17 protein-coding genes are annotated in these 20,965 nt (G+C 62.9%); 2 read left to right on the top strand and 15 right to left on the bottom strand.

The annotated features are described in order from the left end of the window. Positions 1-2: 2 nt before the first annotated feature. The 15 genes from nuoM to ACK1U9_RS14035 all read right to left on the bottom strand — a co-directional run bounded on the left by nuoM (position 3) and on the right by ACK1U9_RS14035 (position 17,608). Positions 3-1,535, bottom strand: a complete 1,533-nt coding sequence (nuoM, locus tag ACK1U9_RS14105) for an NADH-quinone oxidoreductase subunit M (protein WP_046615589.1) — start codon at positions 1,533-1,535, stop codon at positions 3-5. 49 nt (positions 1,536-1,584) lie between these two features. Continuing rightward, positions 1,585-3,438 (bottom strand): NADH-quinone oxidoreductase subunit L, encoded by a 1,854-nt coding sequence (gene nuoL, locus ACK1U9_RS14100; RefSeq protein WP_046615590.1) that lies wholly within the window; start codon positions 3,436-3,438, stop codon positions 1,585-1,587. Continuing rightward, entirely contained in the window at positions 3,435-3,743 is a 309-nt protein-coding gene (nuoK, locus tag ACK1U9_RS14095; protein ID WP_003251446.1) for an NADH-quinone oxidoreductase subunit NuoK, read from the bottom strand. The genes nuoL and nuoK overlap by 4 nt, the downstream gene beginning before the upstream one ends. 3 nt (positions 3,744-3,746) lie before the next feature. After that, positions 3,747-4,247: an NADH-quinone oxidoreductase subunit J gene (gene nuoJ / locus ACK1U9_RS14090; RefSeq protein WP_003261007.1), complete on the bottom strand. Its 501-nt coding sequence runs from the start codon at positions 4,245-4,247 to the stop codon at positions 3,747-3,749. A gap of 10 nt (positions 4,248-4,257) precedes the next feature. After that, positions 4,258-4,806 (bottom strand): NADH-quinone oxidoreductase subunit NuoI, encoded by a 549-nt coding sequence (gene nuoI / locus ACK1U9_RS14085; protein WP_016488223.1) that lies wholly within the window; start codon positions 4,804-4,806, stop codon positions 4,258-4,260. 11 nt (positions 4,807-4,817) lie between these two features. After that, a complete protein-coding gene (gene nuoH, locus ACK1U9_RS14080; protein ID WP_028632275.1) occupies positions 4,818-5,825 on the bottom strand; it encodes an NADH-quinone oxidoreductase subunit NuoH in 1,008 nt (335 codons plus the stop codon). Then, positions 5,822-8,536: an NADH-quinone oxidoreductase subunit NuoG gene (nuoG, locus tag ACK1U9_RS14075; protein ID WP_046615591.1), complete on the bottom strand. Its 2,715-nt coding sequence runs from the start codon at positions 8,534-8,536 to the stop codon at positions 5,822-5,824. The genes nuoH and nuoG overlap by 4 nt, the downstream gene beginning before the upstream one ends. Before the next feature lie 133 nt (positions 8,537-8,669). After that, a complete protein-coding gene (gene nuoF, locus ACK1U9_RS14070; RefSeq protein WP_085602199.1) occupies positions 8,670-10,034 on the bottom strand; it encodes an NADH-quinone oxidoreductase subunit NuoF in 1,365 nt (454 codons plus the stop codon). Continuing rightward, positions 10,031-10,528, bottom strand: a complete 498-nt coding sequence (gene nuoE, locus ACK1U9_RS14065; RefSeq protein WP_003251433.1) for an NADH-quinone oxidoreductase subunit NuoE — start codon at positions 10,526-10,528, stop codon at positions 10,031-10,033. The genes nuoF and nuoE overlap by 4 nt, the downstream gene beginning before the upstream one ends. Positions 10,529-10,530: 2 nt before the next feature. Beyond that, the gene (gene nuoC / locus ACK1U9_RS14060; RefSeq protein ID WP_013973384.1) at positions 10,531-12,312 is read right to left on the bottom strand and encodes an NADH-quinone oxidoreductase subunit C/D; all 1,782 of its coding nucleotides are present in this window, start codon (positions 12,310-12,312) and stop codon (positions 10,531-10,533) included. Between the two features lie 78 nt (positions 12,313-12,390). Next, positions 12,391-13,068 (bottom strand): NuoB/complex I 20 kDa subunit family protein, encoded by a 678-nt coding sequence (locus ACK1U9_RS14055; RefSeq protein WP_003251429.1) that lies wholly within the window; start codon positions 13,066-13,068, stop codon positions 12,391-12,393. Between the two features lie 9 nt (positions 13,069-13,077). Beyond that, a complete protein-coding gene (locus ACK1U9_RS14050) occupies positions 13,078-13,491 on the bottom strand; it encodes an NADH-quinone oxidoreductase subunit A (protein ID WP_003251427.1) in 414 nt (137 codons plus the stop codon). A 383-nt stretch (positions 13,492-13,874) separates the two neighbouring features. Then, a complete protein-coding gene (locus ACK1U9_RS14045) occupies positions 13,875-14,537 on the bottom strand; it encodes a lysoplasmalogenase (protein ID WP_173015138.1) in 663 nt (220 codons plus the stop codon). Between the two features lie 491 nt (positions 14,538-15,028). Next, positions 15,029-16,354, bottom strand: coding sequence for an isocitrate lyase (aceA, locus tag ACK1U9_RS14040; RefSeq protein WP_013973380.1), 1,326 nt, complete (start codon positions 16,352-16,354; stop codon positions 15,029-15,031). Between the two features lie 489 nt (positions 16,355-16,843). Further along, a complete protein-coding gene (locus ACK1U9_RS14035; protein WP_173015139.1) occupies positions 16,844-17,608 on the bottom strand; it encodes a secretin N-terminal domain-containing protein in 765 nt (254 codons plus the stop codon). A 155-nt stretch (positions 17,609-17,763) separates the two neighbouring features. Here ACK1U9_RS14035 and ACK1U9_RS14030 point away from each other — a divergent pair, with 155 nt between their 5' ends. Together ACK1U9_RS14030 and ACK1U9_RS14025 are read left to right on the top strand one after the other, a co-directional pair. Continuing rightward, positions 17,764-19,470 (top strand): S8/S53 family peptidase, encoded by a 1,707-nt coding sequence (locus tag ACK1U9_RS14030; protein WP_135002400.1) that lies wholly within the window; start codon positions 17,764-17,766, stop codon positions 19,468-19,470. Positions 19,471-19,554: 84 nt separating this feature from the next. Beyond that, the coding region (locus ACK1U9_RS14025; RefSeq protein ID WP_449109955.1) for a SulP family inorganic anion transporter at positions 19,555-20,965 on the top strand (1,411 nt) is incomplete at its 3' end.

The following is a 20,965-nucleotide window of genomic DNA, read 5'->3' as shown; positions in this document are numbered from 1 at the left end:
TCTTACCGGGCCGAAGCGAGTTGAGTGAAAGCGGAACCGAGCCACTGCTGCACACCACTCATGGTGGCGGCAGAGGTGTCGAGGAACGGCTGCGGATACACGCCCAGCAGGATCAGCAGTACCGCCAGACCCAGGACCATGATCAGCTCGCGACCGTCCATGCCGGCCAGCACGGTATCGGTCTTGGCCGGACCGAAGTAGGCGCGGTGGATCATGATCAGCGAGTACACCGAACCGAACACCAGGCCAGTGGTGGCGATCACGGTGATCCACGGCACGCTGGCGAAGCTGCCGATCAGGATCAGGAACTCGCCGACGAAGTTGCCGGTACCGGGCAGGCCCAGGGAGGCGGCTGCGAAGAACAGGCTGATGGCCGGCAGGTAGGCGATGCGGTGCCACAGGCCACCCATCTGGCGCATGTCACGGGTGTGCAGGCGCTCGTACAGCTGGCCGGCCAGGATGAACAGCGCGGCAGCGGACAGGCCGTGGGCCAGCATCTGGATCACCGCGCCTTGCAGGGCCTGCTGGCTGCCGGAGTAGATACCGATCAGTACGAAGCCCATGTGCGAGACGCTGGAGAAGGCGACCAGGCGTTTGATGTCGGTTTGCGCAAAGGCCAGGAAGGCACCGTAGAAGATACCGATCAGGCCCAGGGTCATGGCGATTGGCGCGAACTCGGCCGAAGCGTTCGGGAACAGCGGCAGGGCAAAGCGCAGCAGGCCGTAGGCCGCAGTCTTCAACAAGATACCGGCCAGGTCCACGGAGCCTGCGGTCGGCGCCTGGGCGTGAGCGTCAGGCAGCCAGGAGTGGAACGGCACCACCGGCAGCTTCACCGCGAAGGCGATGAAGAAGCCCAGCATCAGCAGGTATTCGGTACCGGCTGGCAGTTCGGCCTTGAGCAGGTCGCTGTAGTTGAAGGTGATCACGCCGGTGTTGGTGTAGTTGACCAGCACCAGGCCGAGAATCGCCACCAACATGATCAGGCCGCTGGCCTGGGTGAAGATGAAGAACTTGGTCGCCGCGTAGATCCGGGTCTTCTTGCCGTCCGCGGAGCTGTGACCCCAGAGCGCGATGAGGAAGTACATCGGCACCAGCATCATTTCCCAGAAGAAGAAGAACAGGAACAGGTCCAGGGCAAGGAACACACCGACCACGCCGCCGAGAATCCACATCAGGTTGAGGTGGAAGAAGCCGACGTGACGCTGGATCTCTTTCCAGGAGCACAGTACTGACAGCACACCGAGCAGGCCGGTGAGCAGGATCATCAGCAGCGACAGGCCGTCGAGGGCCAGGTGGATGCTGATGCCGAAGCGCTGGATCCACTGGACTTTGTATTCCAGGGCCCAGGCAGGCTCGGCGCCCGGAGCGGGGGCCAGGGTGTAGTCGCCGTTACCCCACAGCCACAGGCCGATGCCGAGCAGCAGGGACATGGTCAGCAGCGCGATCCAGCGCGGCAGGGTGGCGCCGAAGCGCTCACCCAGCCAGCACAGGAAGCCGCCGATGAAGGGGATCAGGATCAGCCAAGGCAAAATCATGACGGGTTCGTTTCCTTTTGCAGGGTCGCAAGGTTCGCAAGGTTCATGGTCATACCGCGGCCACTACCACAGCGCCGAGTACCAGCACTGCGCCAACGGCGATCGAAGCGGTGTACCAGCGCAGCTGGCCGGTCTCGGTCTTGCTCATGGCGACGTGGCCGCCGCGAGCCAGGCGAGGGATCAGGCCGATGCTGCGGTCAACCGGGTCCTTGCGCAGGATGTGGCTGATCAGCAGGTAAGGTTTGACGAACAGCTTGTCGTAGATCCAGTCGAAGCCCCAGGCGGCGAACCACCAGGCCGACAGGACACGGCCGATACCGCTGTTGGCGATGGCGCTGACGAAGCGGCGCTTGCCCAGGAACAGCAGGGCCGACAGCAGGATACCGGCGATGGCGATGGCGCCCGAAGTGAGCTCCAGCGCGTGCTTGGCTTCGCCACCAGCGTGGCCGGCGCTTTCAGGCAACACACCTGCCAGCGGCGGGGTGATCCAGGCGCCGACGAAGGTCGACAGCACGATCAGCACGCCCAGCGGCAGCCAGTGGCTGATGCCGTGGCCAGCGTGGGCTTCGGTCTTGGCTTCGCCGTGGAAGGCGATGAAGATCAGGCGGAAGGTGTACAGCGAGGTCATGAACGCACCGACCAGGCCGGCATACAGCAGGCCGGTGTTGCCACTGGCGAAGGCTTCCCAGAGGATCTCGTCCTTGGAGTAGAAGCCCACGGTCACGATCGGCAGGGCAGCCAGGGCAGCGCCACCGACCACGAAGCTGGCGTAGGCCAGCGGCAATTTCTTCCACAGGCCACCCATCTTGAAGATGTCCTGCTCGTGGTGGCAGGCAACGATCACCGCACCGGAGGCAAGGAACAGCAGGGCCTTGAAGAAGGCGTGGGTCATCAGGTGGAAGATCGCCGCGTCCCAGGCGCCAACGCCCAGGGCCAGGAACATGTAGCCGATCTGGCTCATTGTCGAGTAGGCGAGGATACGCTTGATGTCGGTCTGCACCAGCGCGGCGAAGCCGGCCAGTACCAGGGTCACGCCACCGACCACGCCTACCAGGTGCAGGATGTCCGGTGCCAGCAGGAACAGGCCGTTGGTACGAGCGATCAGGTACACGCCCGCGGTCACCATGGTTGCCGCGTGGATCAGTGCGGAGACCGGAGTTGGGCCGGCCATCGCGTCGGCCAGCCAGGTCTGCAGTGGCAGCTGGGCCGATTTACCGACCGCACCACCCAGCAGCATCAGGGTTGCCAGCACCATCCAGGTGTCGCCAGCCTGGAACTTCTGCGGTGCCAGCACCAGCAGTTCCTGCACGTTCAGGGTACCCAGCTGGACGAACAGGATGAACAGGCCGATGGCCATGAACACGTCGCCGATACGGGTGACGATGAATGCCTTGAGTGCCGCGTTACCGTTGTTGCGGTTGCTGTAGTAGAAACCGATCAACAGGTACGAGCACAGGCCCACGCCTTCCCAGCCAAAGTAGATGAACAGCAGGTTGTCGCCCAGCACCAGGAACAGCATGCTGGCGATGAACAGGTTGGTGTACGCGAAGAAACGCGAGTAGCCGGCTTCGCCACGCATGTACCAGGAGGCGAACAGGTGGATCAGGAAGCCGACACCGGTGACCACGCCGAGCATGGTGACCGACAGGCCGTCCAGGTACAGGGTGAAGTTCGGCGCGAAGCCGTCCACCGACATCCACTGCCACAGCAGCTGGCTGTACGCGCCGCCTTCAGGCGGGGCGACGTTGAATTGCCAGATGACGTAGGCGGCAACGGCGGCCGAAAGGCCTACCGAGCCGACGCCGATCAGGGCGGAAAGGTTCTCCGAGAACCGCCCGCGCGAGAACGACAGCAGCAGGAAGCCGACGAGGGGGAAGACGAAAGTCAGGAAGAGAAGGTTCATCCGCGCATCTCACTGGCAGCATCGATGTCGAGAGTGTGGAAGCGGCGATACAGCTGCAGCAGGATGGCCAAGCCAATACTGGCTTCGGCGGCTGCCAGGCTGATCACCAGAATGAACATCACCTGGCCGTCGGGCTGGACCCAACGGGCACCGGCGACGACGAACGCCAGGGCAGAGGCGTTCATCATGACTTCCAGGCTCATGAGCACGAAGAGGATGTTGCGGCGGACCATCAGGCCAACCAGACCTAAGCAGAACAGGATGCCGGCGACCGCCAGACCATGCTCGAGAGGGATAGCACCCATGATTTACTCCTTCGCCTCGTTGCGGCCCAGGTGGAAGGCGGTGACGGCCGCGGCCAGCAGCAGCATCGAAGCCAGTTCGACCACCAGCAGGTAAGGGCCGAACAGGCTGATGCCGACTTCTTTCGGGCCCACGGTGGTACCGCTGATGCCGGCGCCGCTCGGGGTGACGAACAGCACGTACAGCAGCTCCAGCAGCAGCAGGGCGGCGAGGATCACCGGCCCGGCCCAGATGCCGGGCTTGAGCCAGCCCCGTTCCTGGGCGACCGAAGCCGGCCCGAGGTTGAGCATCATCACCACGAACACGAACAGCACCATGATGGCGCCGGCGTAGGCGATCACTTCCAGGGCGCCGGCGAACGGCGCACCCAGGGCGAAGAAGATCATGGCCACGGAAATCAGCGAAATGATCAGGTAAAGCAAGGCGTGCACAGGGTTGGTGCCGGTCACCACCCGAAGGGTGGAGACCACGGCGATCCCGGATGCGAAGTAGAAAGCGAATTCCATCTTTCTGTCCTTATGGGAGCAAGCTCTTCACGTTGATCGGCTCGGCTTCGTTCTGCGCAGCGCCCTTCGGCTTGCCAGCGATTGCCATACCCGCAACACGGTAGAAGTTGTAGTCAGGGTTCTTGCCGGGGCCGGAGATCAGCAGATCTTCTTTCTCGTACACCAGGTCCTGACGCTTGAACTCGGCCATTTCGAAATCCGGAGTCAGCTGGATCGCGGTGGTCGGGCACGCTTCTTCACACAGGCCGCAGAAGATGCAGCGCGAGAAGTTGATGCGGAAGAACTCCGGGTACCAGCGGCCGTCCTCGGTCTCGGCTTTCTGCAGCGAGATGCAGCCGACCGGGCAGGCCACCGCGCAGAGGTTGCAGGCTACGCAGCGCTCCTCGCCGTCGGGGTCGCGGGTGAGGACGATGCGGCCGCGGTAGCGCGGCGGCAGGTACACGGGTTCTTCGGGATACTGCAGGGTGTCGCGCTTGCGGAACCCGTGGGAGAACACCATTGCCAGGCTGCGCAGCTGGGTGCCGGTGCCCTTAACGATGTCGCCGATATACTTGAACATGGGTCAAATCCTCACTGGGCCGCGACGGCTGGCGTGTTGTAGAGCACGATCGCAGCGGTCACCAGCAAATTGATCAGGGTCAGCGGCAGGCAGAACTTCCAGCTGAAGTCCATCACCTGGTCATAGCGTGGGCGCGGGATCGAGGCGCGCAGCAGGATGAACAGCATGATGAAGAACGCGGTCTTCAGCGCGAACCACAGGAACGACAGTTGCGGCAGGATGCCGAACGGGCCGTGCCAGCCACCGAAGAACAGGGTTACCAGCAGCGCCGAGATGAGGATGATGCCGATGTATTCACCGACGAAGAACATGCCCCATTTCATGCCGGCATACTCGATGTGGTAGCCGTCGGCCAGTTCCTGCTCCGCTTCTGGCTGGTCGAACGGGTGACGGTGAGTCACGGCGACGCCAGCGATGAAGAAGGTGCAGAAGCCGAAGAACTGCGGAATGATGAACCACAGGTTCTGGGCCTGGTATTCAACGATGTCGCGCATGTTGAACGAACCCACCTGCACCACCACGCCCATCAGCGCCAGGCCCAGGAACACTTCGTACGACACGGTCTGTGCCGAGGCACGCAAGCTGCCCAGCAGGGCGTACTTGTTGTTCGACGACCAGCCGGCGAACAGCACCGCGTAGACCGACAGGCCGGCCATGGCGAAGAAGAACAGCAGGCCGATGTTCAGGTCGGCGACGCCCCAGGTCGGGGTGATCGGGATGACCACGAAGGCGATCAGCAGGGCGCTCATGGCCACTACCGGTGCCAGGGTGAAGATCACGCGGTCGACGAAGGGCGGGTTCCAGTCTTCCTTGAAGAACATCTTCAGCATGTCGGCAGCGATCTGGAACATGCCGAACGGGCCGACGCGGTTCGGACCGTAACGGTCCTGCCACCAGCCCAGCAGGCGGCGCTCGACGAAGCTGAGCAGCGCGCCGCAGACCACCACCGCCAGCAGGACCACGATGGCCCGCAGCACGGAGAGGATCACATCGATCACTTCGGGGGTGAACCAGCTCATTGTGCTGCCTCCTGCAGACCTTCAACGGATGCACCGAAGATGGCAGGCGGAATGCCGGCCAGGCCTTTCGGCAACGCGACCAGGCCAGCGCCCAGCTCTTCATTGATGCGCAGCGGCAGGCGCAGGGCCACACCGGCCACTTTCAGGCTCAGCAGGGCACCGTCGTTGACGCCCAGACGGTCGGCTTCGGACTTGGCCAGGGCCACATAGGCTGCCGGGATGCGTTCTTGCACCGGGGCGGCGCGCGAGGAGCTCTCTTCGCTGCCGAACAGGTGGAAGAACGGCACGGCAGTCCAGGTGCCACGGGCTGGGTTGAAGGCGCCCGGAATGGCGTTGAACCAGTGCAGACGGTCGCCTTGCGATTCGATCAGGCGCACGCCCGGGTCACCGGCACGCAGGTGACCGCCGACCTCGTCCTGGAACTTGTTCCAGGCCTGCGGCGAGTTCCAGCCCGGCGACCAGGCGAACGGAACCTGCTGGCGCGGTTCGGCCGAACCCGAATAGCCTTCCATGGAGAAGGCGAACGCAGTGTCCTTGTCTTGCGGGGTGCGTGGCTCGTGCACGCTGATGTTGGCGCGCATGGCGGTACGGCCGGAGTAGCGCAGCGGCTCACGGGCCAGTTTCAAGCCCTTGATGCGGAATGCGGCGCCTGGTGCGGCGTTGACGATGCCGGCCAGTTGCGGGACGGCTTCGGCGCAGGCGCTGGTGACGTGGTCCAGCTGGGTCCAGTCGACTGGCTTGTTCAGCAGGGTGGCACGCAGGGCGTGCATCCAGCGCCAGCCTTCGTGGATCTGGATGCTGCTGTCCAGGTACTGCGGGTCGAAGACCTGGAAGAAGCGCTGGGCACGGCCTTCCTGGCTGACCAGGGTACCGTCGCCTTCCGCGAACGAGGCGGCCGGCAGCACCAGGTGGGCGCGGTCGACAGTCGGGGTTTTCGAGTGGTCGGCAACGATCACTACCTTGGCTGCGGCCAGGGCTGCATCGACCTTGGCGGCTGGTACGCGGGTGTACAGGTCGTTTTCCAGCACGACGATGGCATCGGCCTTGCCGCTGATGACCGCGTCCAGCGCGGCATCGACCGACTCGCCACCGAGCATGGCCAAGCCGAGGCTGTTGGCTTCAGGCACCACCAGGCTCAGCGAGCCGTTCTTCTCGCGCAGTTTCAGCGCTTTGGCGATGTTGGCGGCGGCTTCGATCAGCGCCGGGTCGGCCAGCGAGGTACCGGCTACGACCAGTGGGCGCTTGGCTGCGACCAGGGCGTCGGCGATGCGCTGGGCCAGGGCTTTCGCTTCGGCGTCCAGGCCTTCGACGGCAGGGGCGCTCGGGTCGATGGCGTGGGCCACGGCGAAACCGATACGGGCCAGGTCGGCCGGGGCGGCGTGCACGCATTCTTCGGCGACGTCGTCCAGCTTGGTTTCAGCCAGCGAAGCGATGAACAGCGGGTACAGCGCGTGCTGGCCGATGTTCTTCACGGCGGCGTCGAGCCACGGTTGCACCTTCATTGCTTCGGCCATGGCCTCGGCCTTGCCCTTGGTGGCCTGGCGCACGGCCAGGGCAACGCGGGCAGCGGTCTGGGTCAGGTCTTCACCAAGCACGAACACGGCGTCGTGATCTTCGATGTCGCGCAGGGTCGGGACCGGCAGCGGGCTGTTGTTCAGCACGTTCAGGGCCAGGCGCACGCGGGCCAGTTCGCCGGCCTCCATGCCCGAGTAGAAGTACTCGGCACCTACCAGTTCACGCAGGCCGTAGTTGCTTTCCAGGCTGGCGCGTGGCGAGCCGATACCGACGATGGTACGGCCGCGCAGCAGGTCGGCGGCCTTGTCCAGGGCAGCGTCCAGGCCCAGCTTGGTGCCGTCGGCCAGGTGTGGCTGGCGCGGGCGATCCTTGCGGTTGACGTAGCCATAGCCGAAGCGGCCGCGGTCGCACAGGAAGTACTGGTTGACCGAACCGTTGAAACGGTTTTCCACCCGACGCAGTTCGCCGTAGCGCTCGCCCGGGCTGATGTTGCAGCCGCTGGAGCAGCCGTGGCAGATGCTCGGGGCAAACTGCATGTCCCACTTGCGGTTGTAGCGCTCGGAGTGGGTCTTGTCGGTGAACACGCCGGTCGGGCAGACCTCGGTCAGGTTGCCGGAGAATTCGCTTTCCAGCACGCCGTCTTCGACGCGGCCGAAGTACACGTTGTCGTGGGCGCCGTAAACGCCCAGGTCGGTACCACCGGCATAGTCCTTGTAGTAACGCACGCAGCGGTAGCAGGCGATGCAGCGGTTCATCTCATGGGCGATGAACGGGCCGAGGTCCTGGTTCTGGTGGGTACGCTTGGTGAAACGGTAGCGGCGCTCGTTGTGGCCGGTCATTACCGTCATGTCCTGCAGGTGGCAGTGACCGCCTTCCTCGCACACCGGGCAGTCGTGCGGGTGGTTGGTCATCAGCCATTCGACGACGCTGGCGCGGAACGCCTTGGACTCTTCATCGTCGATGGAGATCCAGGTGCCGTCGGAGGCAGGGGTCATGCAGGACATGACGATACGACCGCGGGTGTCGTTCTCGTCGGTGTACTGCTTGACCGCGCACTGCCGGCAGGCACCAACGCTACCAAGCGCCGGGTGCCAGCAGAAATAAGGGATGTCGAGGCCGAGCGACAGACAGGCCTGTAACAGGTTGTCTGCACCGTTGACTTCGAGCGCTTTGCCGTCTACGTGGATAGTGGCCATTGTTCAAAGTTCTTCGTTGGCCCGCGTGAGCGGGCGTGGCTAATGGAAATCGGTGAGCTTGCGACACGCCACGATTTCTCGGGCCTGCCGGCAAGCTGGCGAGTGGCACGGACCACCCGCCTCAATCATCTTGTTATGCGCCGACCACGATCGGCTTGGCCAGGTTGGGGCGCAGGGCATCGCCAGCCGCAGCGGGAGCGACACCGGCCTCGAACTCGGACCGGAAGTATTTGATGGCACTGCCCAGCGGCTCGACGGCACCCGGTGCATGAGCACAGAAGGTACGGCCAGGGCCGAGGAAGTTGACCAGGCCCAGCAGCGTCTCGATGTCTTCGGCGCGGCCCTGACCTTTTTCCAGTGCGCGCAGCATCTTCACGCTCCACGGCAGGCCGTCACGGCATGGGGTGCACCAGCCGCACGACTCGCGGGCAAAGAACTCTTCCATGTTGCGCAGCAGCGAAACCATGTTGATGCTGTCGTCCACCGCCATGGCCAGACCGGTACCCATGCGGGTGCCGACCTTGGCGATGCCGCCGGCGTACATCTGCGCGTCGAGGTGCTCGGGCAGCAGGAAGCCGGTACCGGCGCCGCCTGGCTGCCAGCACTTGAGCTTGAAGCCGTCGCGCATGCCGCCGGCATAATCCTCGAACAGTTCGCGGGCGGTCACGCCGAACGGCAATTCCCACAGGCCCGGGTTCTTCACCTTGCCAGAGAAGCCCATAAGCTTGGTGCCGTGGTCTTCGCTGCCTTCGCGGGCCAGCGACTTGTACCAGTCGTTGCCGTTGGCGACGATGGCCGGGACGTTGCACAGGGTTTCGACGTTGTTCACGCAAGTCGGCTTGCCCCACACGCCAACGGCGGCAGGGAAGGGCGGCTTGGAGCGCGGGTTGGCGCGACGGCCTTCCAGCGAGTTGATCAGTGCGGTTTCTTCACCGCAGATGTAGCGGCCGGCACCGGTGTGCACGAACAGCTCGAAATCGAAACCGCTGCCGAGGATGTTCTTGCCCAGCAGGCCGGCGGCCTTGGCTTCCTCGATGGCGCGGTTGAGGTTCTTCGCTGCGGTGGTGTATTCGCCACGCAGGAAGATGTAGCCACGGTAGGCCTTCAGGGCGCGGGCGCTGATCAGCATGCCCTCGACCAGCAGATGGGGCTGTTGCTCCATCAGCATGCGGTCCTTCCAGGTGTTCGGCTCCATTTCGTCCGCATTGCACAGCAGGTAGCGGATGTTCATGGATTCGTCTTTGGGCATCAGGCCCCACTTCACGCCAGTGGGGAAGCCTGCACCACCGCGGCCCTTGAGGCCGGAGTCCTTGACGCTTTGCACGATGTCGTCGGCCGACATTTGCGCCAGCGCCTTGCGGGCGGCAGCGTAGCCGTTCTTCGATTCGTACTCGGCAAGCCAGACCGGCTCGCCGTCGTCACGCAGGCGCCAGGTCAGCGGGTGGGTTTCGGCCGTGCGCGCGATGCGGTTGGCCGGGCCGAAGGAAGTAATGGTCATACGTAACCCTCCAGCAGTTTGGAAACGCCAGCCGGCTGCACGTCACCGAAAGTGTCGTCGTCGATCATCAGCGCCGGGGCCTTGTCGCAGTTGCCCAGGCAGCATACCGGCAGCAGGGTGAAGCGCCCGTCGGCGGTGGTCTGGCCCAGGCCGATGCCCAGTTCGCTCTGGATCTGGCTGACCACGGATTCATGGCCGCCGATGTAGCAGACCATGCTGTCGCACACGCGGATGATGTGGCGGCCGACCGGCTGACGGAAGATCTGGCTGTAGAAGGTGGCGACACCTTCGACGTCGCTGGCCGGGATGCCCAGTACTTCGCCGATGGCGTGAATGGCGCCGTCCGGCACCCAGCCACGTTCCTTCTGGACGATCTTCAGGGCTTCGATGGACGCCGCGCGCGGGTCCTCGTAGTGATGCATTTCGTGCTCGATGGCCGAGCGCTCGGTTTCGCTCAGGGCGAAACGGTCTGTCTGGATAAGCGTGCTGTTCATGCTTAGCGGTCCACGTCAGCCATAACGAAGTCGATACTGCCCAGGTACGCAATGAGGTCGGCGACCATGCTGCCTTTGATCACCGAAGGGATCTGCTGCAGGTGCGGGTAGCTCGGGGTACGGATCCGGGTGCGGTAGCTCATGGTGCCGCCATCGCTCGTCAGGTAGTAACTGTTGATGCCCTTGGTCGCCTCGATCATCTGGAACGACTCGTTGGCCGGCATGACCGGGCCCCACGAGACTTGCAGGAAGTGCGTGATCAGGGTTTCGATGTGCTGCAGGGTGCGCTCTTTCGGCGGCGGCGTGGTCAGCGGATGATCCGCCTTGTACGGGCCTTCCGGCATGTTGCGCAGGCACTGGTCGATGATGCGGATACTCTGGCGCATCTCCTCGACACGGACCATGCAGCGATCGTAGGCATCGCCGTTGTGGGCCAGCGGTACTTCGAACTCGAAGTTCTCGTAGCCGGAGTAGGGCCGGGCTTTGCGTAGGTCGAAGTCGCAACCGGTGGCACGCAGGCCGGCACCGGTGGTACCCCAGGCCAGCGCTTCCTTGGTGTTGTACGCAGCAACGCCGATGGTACGGCCCTTGAGGATGCTGTTCTGCAGGGCGGCCTTTTCGTACTCGTCGAGGCGCTTGGGCAGCCATTCGACGAAGTCCTTGACCAGCTTGTCCCAGCCGCGCGGCAGGTCGTGGGCGACGCCACCGATGCGGTACCAGGCCGGGTGCAGGCGGAAACCGGTAATCGCTTCGATCACGGTGTAGGCGCGCTGGCGGTCGGTGAAGGTGAAGAACACCGGGGTCATGGCGCCGACGTCCTGGATGTAGGTACCCAGGAACAGCAGGTGGCTGGTGATACGGAAGAACTCGGCCAGCATCACGCGGATGGTGTCGACCTTCTGTGGCACCTTGATGCCGGCCAGCTTCTCGACCGCGAGCACGTACGGCAGGTTGTTCATCACCCCGCCGAGATAGTCGATACGGTCGGTGTAGGGGATGAAGCTGTGCCAGGATTGGCGTTCGGCCATTTTCTCGGCGCCACGGTGGTGGTAGCCGATGTCCGGTACGCAGTCGACGATCTCTTCGCCGTCCAGCTGCAGGACAATACGGAAGGCACCGTGCGCGGAAGGGTGGTTGGGGCCGAGGTTGAGGAACATGTAGTCCTCGTTCGCGCCCTGGCGCTTCATGCCCCAGGCTTCCGGGTTGAAGCGTGCCGATTCCTCTTCAAGCTGCTGCTTGGCCAGGGTCAGGCTGTAGGGATCGAACTCGGTGGCGCGGGCCGGGTAGTCCTTGCGCAGAGGGTGGCCTTCCCAGGTGGGCGGCATCATGATGCGGCTGAGGTGCGGGTGGCCGGCAAAGTCGATGCCGAACATGTCCCAGACTTCGCGCTCGTACCAGTTGGCGTTCGGCCAGATACCGGTCACGGTCGGCAGGTTCAGATCGCCTTCGCTGAGCGACACCTTGATCATCACATCGCTGTTACGCTCGATCGACAGCAGGTGGTAGAACACGCTGAAGTCGGCGGCTGGCAGGCCGCGACGCTGGGTGCGCAGGCGCTCGTCGACGCCGTGCAGGTCGTACAGCATGCTGTACGGTTTGGCCACGCCGCGCAGGAAGCTGAGCACTTCCTTGAGCTGCTCGCGCTTGACCCACAGCACGGGCATGCCGGTGCGGGTTTCCTGGGCGACGAATGCTTCGGCGCCAAAACGGTTATGCAGTTCGACGACCACATCCTGGTCGTCAGCCTTGTAGGGCGGAATGAAAATAGCGTTGTCCGCTGTCATGGTCTCGGTCGCTTTGGGTCAACGTTAAGAATGAAGCCAGGCCGCCGGCTCCAGGGGAGCGGGCGGCAGGTAGCTGGATCAGACTTCGTCGGGGCTGCGCAGGTTGGTTACTGCAATGCGCTGCTCACGACGCAGGTCTTTCTGGGCTGGCATCTCGGCACGGTAAATACCTTGATCACCAACAACCCAGGAAAGCGGGCGTCGTTCTTGGCCGATCGACTCCTGCAGCAGCATCAAGCCTTGCAGGAAAGCCTCAGGGCGTGGCGGGCAGCCAGGCACATAGACGTCCACGGGGAGGAACTTGTCGACCCCCTGAACGACCGAGTAGATGTCGTACATGCCGCCGGAGTTGGCGCACGAACCCATGGAGATGACCCATTTCGGTTCGAGCATCTGCTCGTACAGGCGCTGGATGATCGGCGCCATTTTGACGAAGCAGGTACCGGCGATGACCATGAAGTCGGCCTGACGCGGCGAGGCCCGGATGACTTCGGCGCCGAAGCGGGCGATGTCGTGGGGTGCCGTGAAGGCCGTGGTCATTTCCACGTAGCAGCAGGACAGGCCGAAGTTGTACGGCCAGAGGGAGTTCTTGCGACCCCAGTTGACCGCGCCACGCAGCACATCTTCAAGCTTGCCCATGAAGATGTTCTTGTGGACCTGGTCCTCCAGCAGTTGGTCGGTGACGGTTTCCCGTTCACCGACCGGGTACTGCTCGTTGGGCGCATCCGGATCGATTCTGGTGAGATTGTATTGCATGCCAAAGCCTCATTGTTTCAGCTTCGCTTGCCGCTTGCGGCGACCTTCGGGAGCCCAATCAAGTGCCCCGACGCGCCATAGGTAGACAAGACCAGCCAACAGAATTGCTATGAAAACGAGTGCTTCGACGAATCCGGTCCAGCCGCTTTCGCGGACGGACACAGACCATGCAAAGAGAAAGAGGGCTTCGATATCGAAGATCACGAACAGCATCGCGACCAGATAGAATTTGGCGGACAGGCGCAGGCGGGCGCTGCCGACGGGCAGCATGCCGGATTCGAAGGGTTCGTTCTTGGCGCGACCCCAGGCCTTGCTACCGAGCAGGCTGGACAGGCCGAGCATGAAGGCGCACAGGCCGACGACACCTAGGAGGAAGATGGCAAAGCCCCAGTTGTGGGCGATGAGTCCTGCCGAATCGGACATGCTAGAGATCCTTATACAGAGACCCAGCTCTGCAGTCTGAAATAAGTGTAGAGCGGCGACCTGGTGTCGCACATGCAGTGACCAAATGTCGCAGCTGAATCAATCGCGCTGATTTTATGGGTAAACCCCGTGCAAGTAAAATTTCTGTCGCAAAATTATTCGTAGGATTAAGTACAAAACCTGCGTCTAACTGGCTGAAAGCCTTGATATTCGGGCATTGCGCGCGTTTTTGTTAATTATGTTTCTTGCGGCGGGTAACGAATTGCAAGTTTCGTAATGATAATTAATATCATTTGGCCTGAGACCTGATATTTCTTCTGTTCTGCGCCTTGTAAAGTTCATCTGGCGATTCCCTCTACTTGCAAATGTGAAAAACGTCTGTTCTAGCACCGTTCGACACCGCTCGTACCGCTCTGGGTCAATTCTTTATCGATTGAGTGATGACTGGCTGATGAAGCGATCGCCCACTGGCCGAGCCAGTAGGTGAGGATGATCAGGTACGGCGCGGCGGCGAACGGGCTGACGAAGCGGTCGATACCGATCAGGCTGTCGGAGAGCACGAACAGGCAGGCGCCGAGCGCGGCGAGCCCGCCACAGGCCAGGGCGCGCCAGAGCATGGCGCTGATGGCCAAGGCATAGAGCACGACCGGGATCAGTAGCGGGCCGAGACCGTGGCTGACCAGCACGCCGAGCAGAGTGATGCCGGTGATGGCGCTCAGCAGCAGTGCGGGCAGGGCTGGGCGCAGGGTCTGGCTGCAATAGGCGCGCAGGTAAGCCAGGTGGGCGCAGAGGAAGGCGGCCAGGCTAAACACGAACAGGTCAGCGGGGATGGCCAGCAGGATGTCGCCGAGTACCGAGAATGCCAGGCCTAGGGTGATCCAGCGGCGATAAGGTTTGTCGGGAGCACTGCGCAGCCAGGCGATCAGGGCCAGTACCGGGATCGGTTTGGCCAGCAGGGCGAGCAGGGGGTTGTCGCTGGCCAGTGCATATATATAGAAGGCGGCGGCGACCAGGGCGATTGTGGTCAGGTGGCTTGGACGGGGCATGGACGGTCCTTGCTGCTGGGCTGCCACAAGCATAGACCTGATTGTGATCCTGATGATGATCTCGATGCATGAGCTTGAGGTACTGCGGGCTTTGCTTGAGTCTGCATTGATTCAGGTGCAGATGCCTGCTGAGCCTCGGACATTGCACTGAGGCTTGAATGAGGTGTTGTCTGGGCGGGCCTCTTCGCGGGTAAACCCGCTCCCACAGGATCACCACAGTCTTCAACACTTGCACAGTCTCTGTGGAATTGAAGGGTTACGTTCGCGAACTGAATTGCTTTGTAGGAGCGGCCTTGTGTCGCGAAAGGGCCGCAGAGCGGCCCCGGGATTTAAGCATCGAGGCAAAAAATGCTGGGGCTGCTTTGCAGCCCTTTCGCGACACAAGGCCGCTCCTACAGGTTCGGTGTATTCCTGATAGGTGTGGTACAGACCAAAAAGAAAGGCCCGGGGCTTTCACAAGCCTCGGGCCTTTCTTCAACAGCAACCCACTATCAGTGGAACTGCTCTTCCTCGGTCGAACCGGTCAGTGCAGTCACCGACGATGCGCCACCCTGGATCACGGTGGTCATGTCGTCGAAATAGCCAGTGCCCACTTCCTGCTGGTGCGCCACGAAGGTGTAGCCTTTGTTGGCGTCAGCGAATTCCTGCTCCTGCAGCTTCACGTAGGCGGTCATGTCGTTGCGGGCGTAGTCGTGCGCCAGGTTGAACATGCCGTGCCACATGTTGTGGATGCCGGCCAGGGTGATGAACTGGTGCTTGTAGCCCATTGCCGACAGCTCGCGCTGGAACTTGGCGATGGTCGCGTCGTCCAGGTTCTTCTTCCAGTTGAAGGAAGGCGAGCAGTTGTACGACAGGATCTGGTCCGGGTACTCCTTCTTGATCGCTTCGGCGAAGCGGCGGGCTTCGTCCAGGTCCGGCTTGGCGGTTTCGCACCAGATCAGGTCGGCGTACGGTGCGTAGGCCAGGCCACGAGCGATAGCCTGGTCGAGGCCGGCGCGTACCTTGTAGAAGCCTTCACGGGTGCGCTCGCCAATCACGAACGGCTGGTCGTACGGGTCGCAGTCGCTGGTCAGCAGGTCGGCGGCGTTGGCGTCGGTACGGGCCAAAATGATGGTCGGCACGCCCGATACGTCAGCTGCCAGGCGCGCGGCCACCAGCTTTTGCACGGCTTCCTGGGTCGGTACCAGCACCTTGCCACCCATGTGGCCGCATTTTTTCACCGAGGCCAGCTGGTCTTCGAAGTGCACGCCGGCGGCGCCTGCTTCGATCATGTTCTTCATCAGCTCATAGGCGTTGAGTACGCCACCGAAACCGGCTTCGGCGTCGGCCACGATCGGTGCGAAGTAGTCGATGTAGCCATCGTCGCCCGGGTTCTTGCCGGCTTTCCACTGGATCTGGTCGGCGCGGCGGAAGGCGTTGTTGATGCGCTTGACCACGGTCGGTACCGAGTCGACCGGGTACAGCGACTGGTCAGGGTACATGGACTCGGCCGAGTTGTTGTCGGCGGCAACCTGCCAGCCGGACAGGTAGATGGCCTGGATGCCGGCCTTTACCTGCTGCACTGCCTGGCCGCCGGTCAGGGCGCCCATGCAGTTGACGAAATCTTTTTCTGGGCGGAAGGACGGGTGGGCACCTTCGGTAACCAGCTTCCACAGTTTTTCTGCACCCAGGCGGGCCAGGGTGTGCTCCGGCTGCAGGGAGCCACGCAGGCGAACGACATCAGCGGCGGTGTAGGTACGGGTCACGCCTTTCCAGCGCGGGTTCTCGGCCCAGTCTTTCTCGAGGGCTGCAATTTGCTGTTCGCGTGTCAGTGCCATGGAAATAAACCTCGTCGCATCGATCTTGGGGTAATTGTGCTGATGCTCGGAGCAGATCAGGAGCTGGCGGCTGTCCTGTTCGCAGGAGTGCGGCGGCGAACGCGAAGGCTCGAAGGGGAAGGGTGTGCAGGCTGGGCGAAAGGGTGCTCCGGCAGGTCGGCTCGTGGTTGCCTTGCTGCGGTGCTACGCGATTGCCGTTACTGCGGTGATGCGCTTCCGTCCCTCGGGACAACTTCTTCGTTGCAGTCGCAATCCCGTCGAACCGCCTTGTGGGCCGTATAGACACGAGACGCCTCCAGGGGTGGGAGGAGCGCGCCTCGAAGGCCCTTGCCAGGGCCCCTGATTAGCGGGAGCGAGGCCATCATGCCCTTGGGAAAAAGACCCTGTCAAATGTTTTGTAGTGGTTTTTTTCACTTACTACATCTTTGGTCTAATGCGACTTGGCAGTCAGTTTCAAGGCCTTTGGTCGAGGCCTTGAATTGCCTGGGATCAGTCGAGAAGGTCGACTTTGACACGCAAAGTCATGTTTTCACCCCGTTGGGTGCTGTAACTATGGCTTGACGCGCTACGGTCGGCTTGACTCTGCTGGTTGTAGCCCGCCAGGGTGATCCATTCTCCGAGCTTGCCGGTGATTGTCGTGTCGGTACTTTGCACTTTCACTACATCAGCACGTTCCTGGCTGATGCGATCATTATTGGTGCTTATTTGCAGACGAACCGTGTCACCACTCAAGGTGGGGGTGACATAGAAACCCTGGGTCACGTTGCGGTATTCGGTGTTGCTCTGGATGCGTCCGTAGCCGTCGGTGCTGGTGCTGGTGATCGGGATGCTCTGGCCAACCTGGATCAGCGCCGGCTGGCCTTCGCTGGCCTGAATCTGCTGCAGGCCGCCGTCACGGTTGCTGGTGCCGTAGTGGATGACACGTGCGTTGCCACGGTTGTCCTGGAAGTTGCTGTCGTTGTTGTCGACGCTGATCAGCAGGCGCTTGGGTGCGGTGTCCAGCTGTTGCAGCAGGGTGCGCAGGTCGTCGATGCGCTCGGGGCTGGCGTTGACGATCAGCTTGTTCTCGAAGGCGCTGACCGTGCCATCCTTGCCAATGAACGCCTGGGCGGCGGGCAGCAGTTCGGCGCTGCTGCGGTGTTGTAGCGGCAATACCTCGGTGGCGGCCTGGGCGGTGAGGCTGGCGGCCAGCAGCAAGGCGGCGAATAGGGGGCGTAGCGGCATGTCCATGATCTCCGCAGGTGGAATGGACATGATGGCAAATTTACTGACTTCCTGCCGGGTCTGGATCATGTCGATGATGGGGAAGTGGCTACCAAAGCACCTGGGGCGAGACGGCTGTCCGCCATGGCTGAACCTTTGATCTTTCCCGTCAGTCGCATTCACAGGGAGTGAGTGGGGCTGATGGCATGAAGCGTGGTCTGATCCTGTTGTTGTGGCTTTGCAGCCTTGGTGCCCAGGCTGCAGCTGATTCGTTGCGCATCAAGCAGCTGCAGCGTTGCGGCGACCTGCTTGGCGATGGCCAGCAGCAATGGTGCCTGCGCGCCGAGGGGCTAGGGGCGCAGCTGCCGACGGTCTGGCTCGGTGATGCGCGGCTGCCGACAGCCGATTTCGAGCGGCACGGTGACCGGCTTACGCTCAAATTGGCGGAACAAGCCCTGCGCAGTGCTCCGCTGTGGCTGGAAGACGGCGAGCGCACCAGCAACCCGGTTTGGCTCACCCGCCAGCGCAGCCATGTTGTGGCCGCCGGGCCTGATGAAGTGGCGAAGAACATGGATGGCCTCACCACCTATGTGGACCTGGTAAGCCTTTTGATCGAGGAAAAACATGATGGCTACGGCGAAGCCCGACGGATCGCCGCGAAGTACGGCGCCCAGGTCGTGGGTACCATACCGCCGCTGAATGTCTACCAGTTGCGCTTGCCAGTGGGCGACCTGGTGCAGCGCGACGCGATGATCCTGCGCATGGGCAGTGAAGTCAGCGTGGATGCAGTGATTGTCGAGGAGTCTGCCCCGGAGCGTGGCGAGGAAGGCAGCGGACGCGATGCCCAGGCCATCGATCAGGCGGATGAATGGGCCGCCAACCGCTTCATGGACGCGCTGTATTACTACCAGCGGCGAATTGCCGCTTCCAGCTTGCCGGTGCAACCGGTGCGGGTCGGGGTGATCGAGCGAGAGGTGGACTTCGACGCGCCAGGGTTCAGCCATTATCGAGGGCGCTGCGAGCAGGCGCAGACGTGCCTGTATGCGCGCGACGATGACCGCCCAGGCAGTCACGGCAGCCATGTGGCCGGTATCCTGGCGAACCAGGATGAAGGCTTTTTGCCAAGGCTGGGCAAGCACAGTCCTGGCTTCGAGGTGATTGTCGAGCGCAACTCGGATGCCGGTATCACCGCCAACATCGCTGCATCGGTGAACCTGGTCGAGGATGGGGTGCGGGTGTTGAACTGGAGCTGGGGCATCCATCGGGTAGGGGCGCGCGATGTCAAAGGTGACGAAGTCGATTCGCTGGTGCGTTCCGGGCTGGCCATGAGTGGCTATGAGGAACTGCTCGAGGAGTTCTTCCTGTGGCTGCGCGCCGAGCACCCTGATGTGGTGGTGGTCAACTCGGCGGGTAATGGTGCGTCCTGGTCGGGTACCGATGAATATCGCCTGCCATCGTCGTTCATCACCGAACAATTGCTGGTGGTGGGCGGGCACCAGCGCAGTGACAAGTCAGTGGCGGTCGAACACCCTGGCCATGTGCGCAAGCGTCATAGCTCCAACATCGACATGCGCGTGGATGTCAGTGCGGCGGCCTGCATTCGCCCGGGTGCGGGCGCTGCGCATTGTGGCACGTCGTACGCAACACCGTTGGTGACTGCAACCGTGGCGACGATGCTGTCGATCAACCCGGCCCTGACCCCCGAACAGGTGCGCATGCTGTTGCGACGCAGCGCCTTGACCCTGGGCGCCGAGCAGGATTTCGAAGCGATGGACGCCGAGGACCTGACGGCGCCGATCCTGCCGTCTGAGCGTGGCGGCCAACTGAACCACCCCGACCTGGGGCGTTCGGCGCGCCTGGACATGCAGCGCGCCCTGGACCTTGCAGTGCAGAGCCGGGAGCGGGTGCGCTGAACGGTGGCCGCTGCCGGACAAATTCCGTAACATCGCGCCCGCTTGCTTTCGATTTGTCCATCCGGACTGCACCACAGGATACCCATGAAACCCGCCCGACTCCGTGCCGACGTGCTCGCCGGCCTGACTACCTCGTTCGCCCTGGTGCCCGAGTGTATCGCCTTTGCCCTGGTGGCTCACCTCAACCCGCTGATGGGCCTGTATGGCGCCTTCATCATCTGCACCCTGACGGCGCTGTTCGGTGGTCGGCCGGGGATGATTTCCGGTGCCGCCGGCTCGATGGCGGTGGTGATCGTTGCGCTGGTGGTGCAGCACGGTGCGCAGTACCTGCTGGCCACGGTCTTGCTGGGCGGCGTGGTGATGATCCTGTTCGGCTTGCTGCGCCTGGGCAAGCTGGTGCGGTTGGTGCCATACCCGGTGATGCTCGGCTTCGTCAACGGCCTGGCTATCGTCATCGCCATGGCCCAGCTGGAGCACTTCAAGGAGGGCGGGCACTGGCTAGGCGGTGTACCGCTGTACCTGATGATCGGCCTGGTGGCGCTGACCATGACGGTGGTCTATGTGCTGCCGAAGTTGACCCGTGCGGTGCCGCCAGCGCTGGTAGCGATCCTTGGTGTTGGTTTGCTGGTGTACCTGCTAGATCTGCCTACCCGCACCCTGGGCGACATGGCGCGCATCGCCGGTGGCCTGCCACAGCTGGCCCTGCCAGACGTGCCGTGGAACCTCGAGACCCTGAAGATCATCGCCCCCTACGCGGTGCTGATGGCCATGGTCGGCCTGCTGGAAACCCTGCTGACGCTCAACCTGACCGATGAAATCACCGAGAGCCGTGGCTACCCGGACCGCGAGTGCGTGGCACTGGGCGCGGCCAACATGGTTTCCGGCCTGTGCGGTGGCATGGGGGGCTGCGCGATGATCGGCCAGACGGTAATCAACCTCAGTTCCAATGGCCGCGGCCGGCTGTCGGGCGTGGTGGCCGGGGTGATGGTCCTGCTGTTCGTGTTGTTCCTGTCGCCGCTTATCGAGCGCATTCCGCTGGCGGCGCTGGTCGGGGTGATGTTCGTTGTGGCGCAGCAGACGTTTGCCTGGGCGTCTTTGCGGGTGCTGCACAAGGTGCCGGTCAGCGATGTGCTGGCGATCATCGCGGTGACCGTGGTCACGGTGTTCACCGACCTGGCGGTGGCGGTGCTGTTCGGCATCGTCATCGCGGCGGTGAACTTTGCCTGGCAGCATGCGCGGGAGCTGTATGCCGATAGCCGTGAGGATGGGGAGGGCGGCAAGCGTTACCAGGTGCACGGCACACTGTTCTTTGCCTCGACTACGGTGTTCCTGAACCAGTTCGACCCGGCTAACGACCCGGCCAAGGTGACCCTGGACTGCCAGCATTTGAGCTTTGTCGATTATTCGGCGATTGCGGCGTTGAAGACCTTGCGGGAGCGGTATGCGAGGGCGGGCAAGCAGTTGCGGGTGGTGCATCTGTCCGAGCGATGCAAGA

The organism is Pseudomonas sp. XP1, from assembly GCF_053557675.1.
Note: the sequence above shows the minus strand (reverse complement) of the source record. Positions and strands in the feature narration are given on the sequence as shown.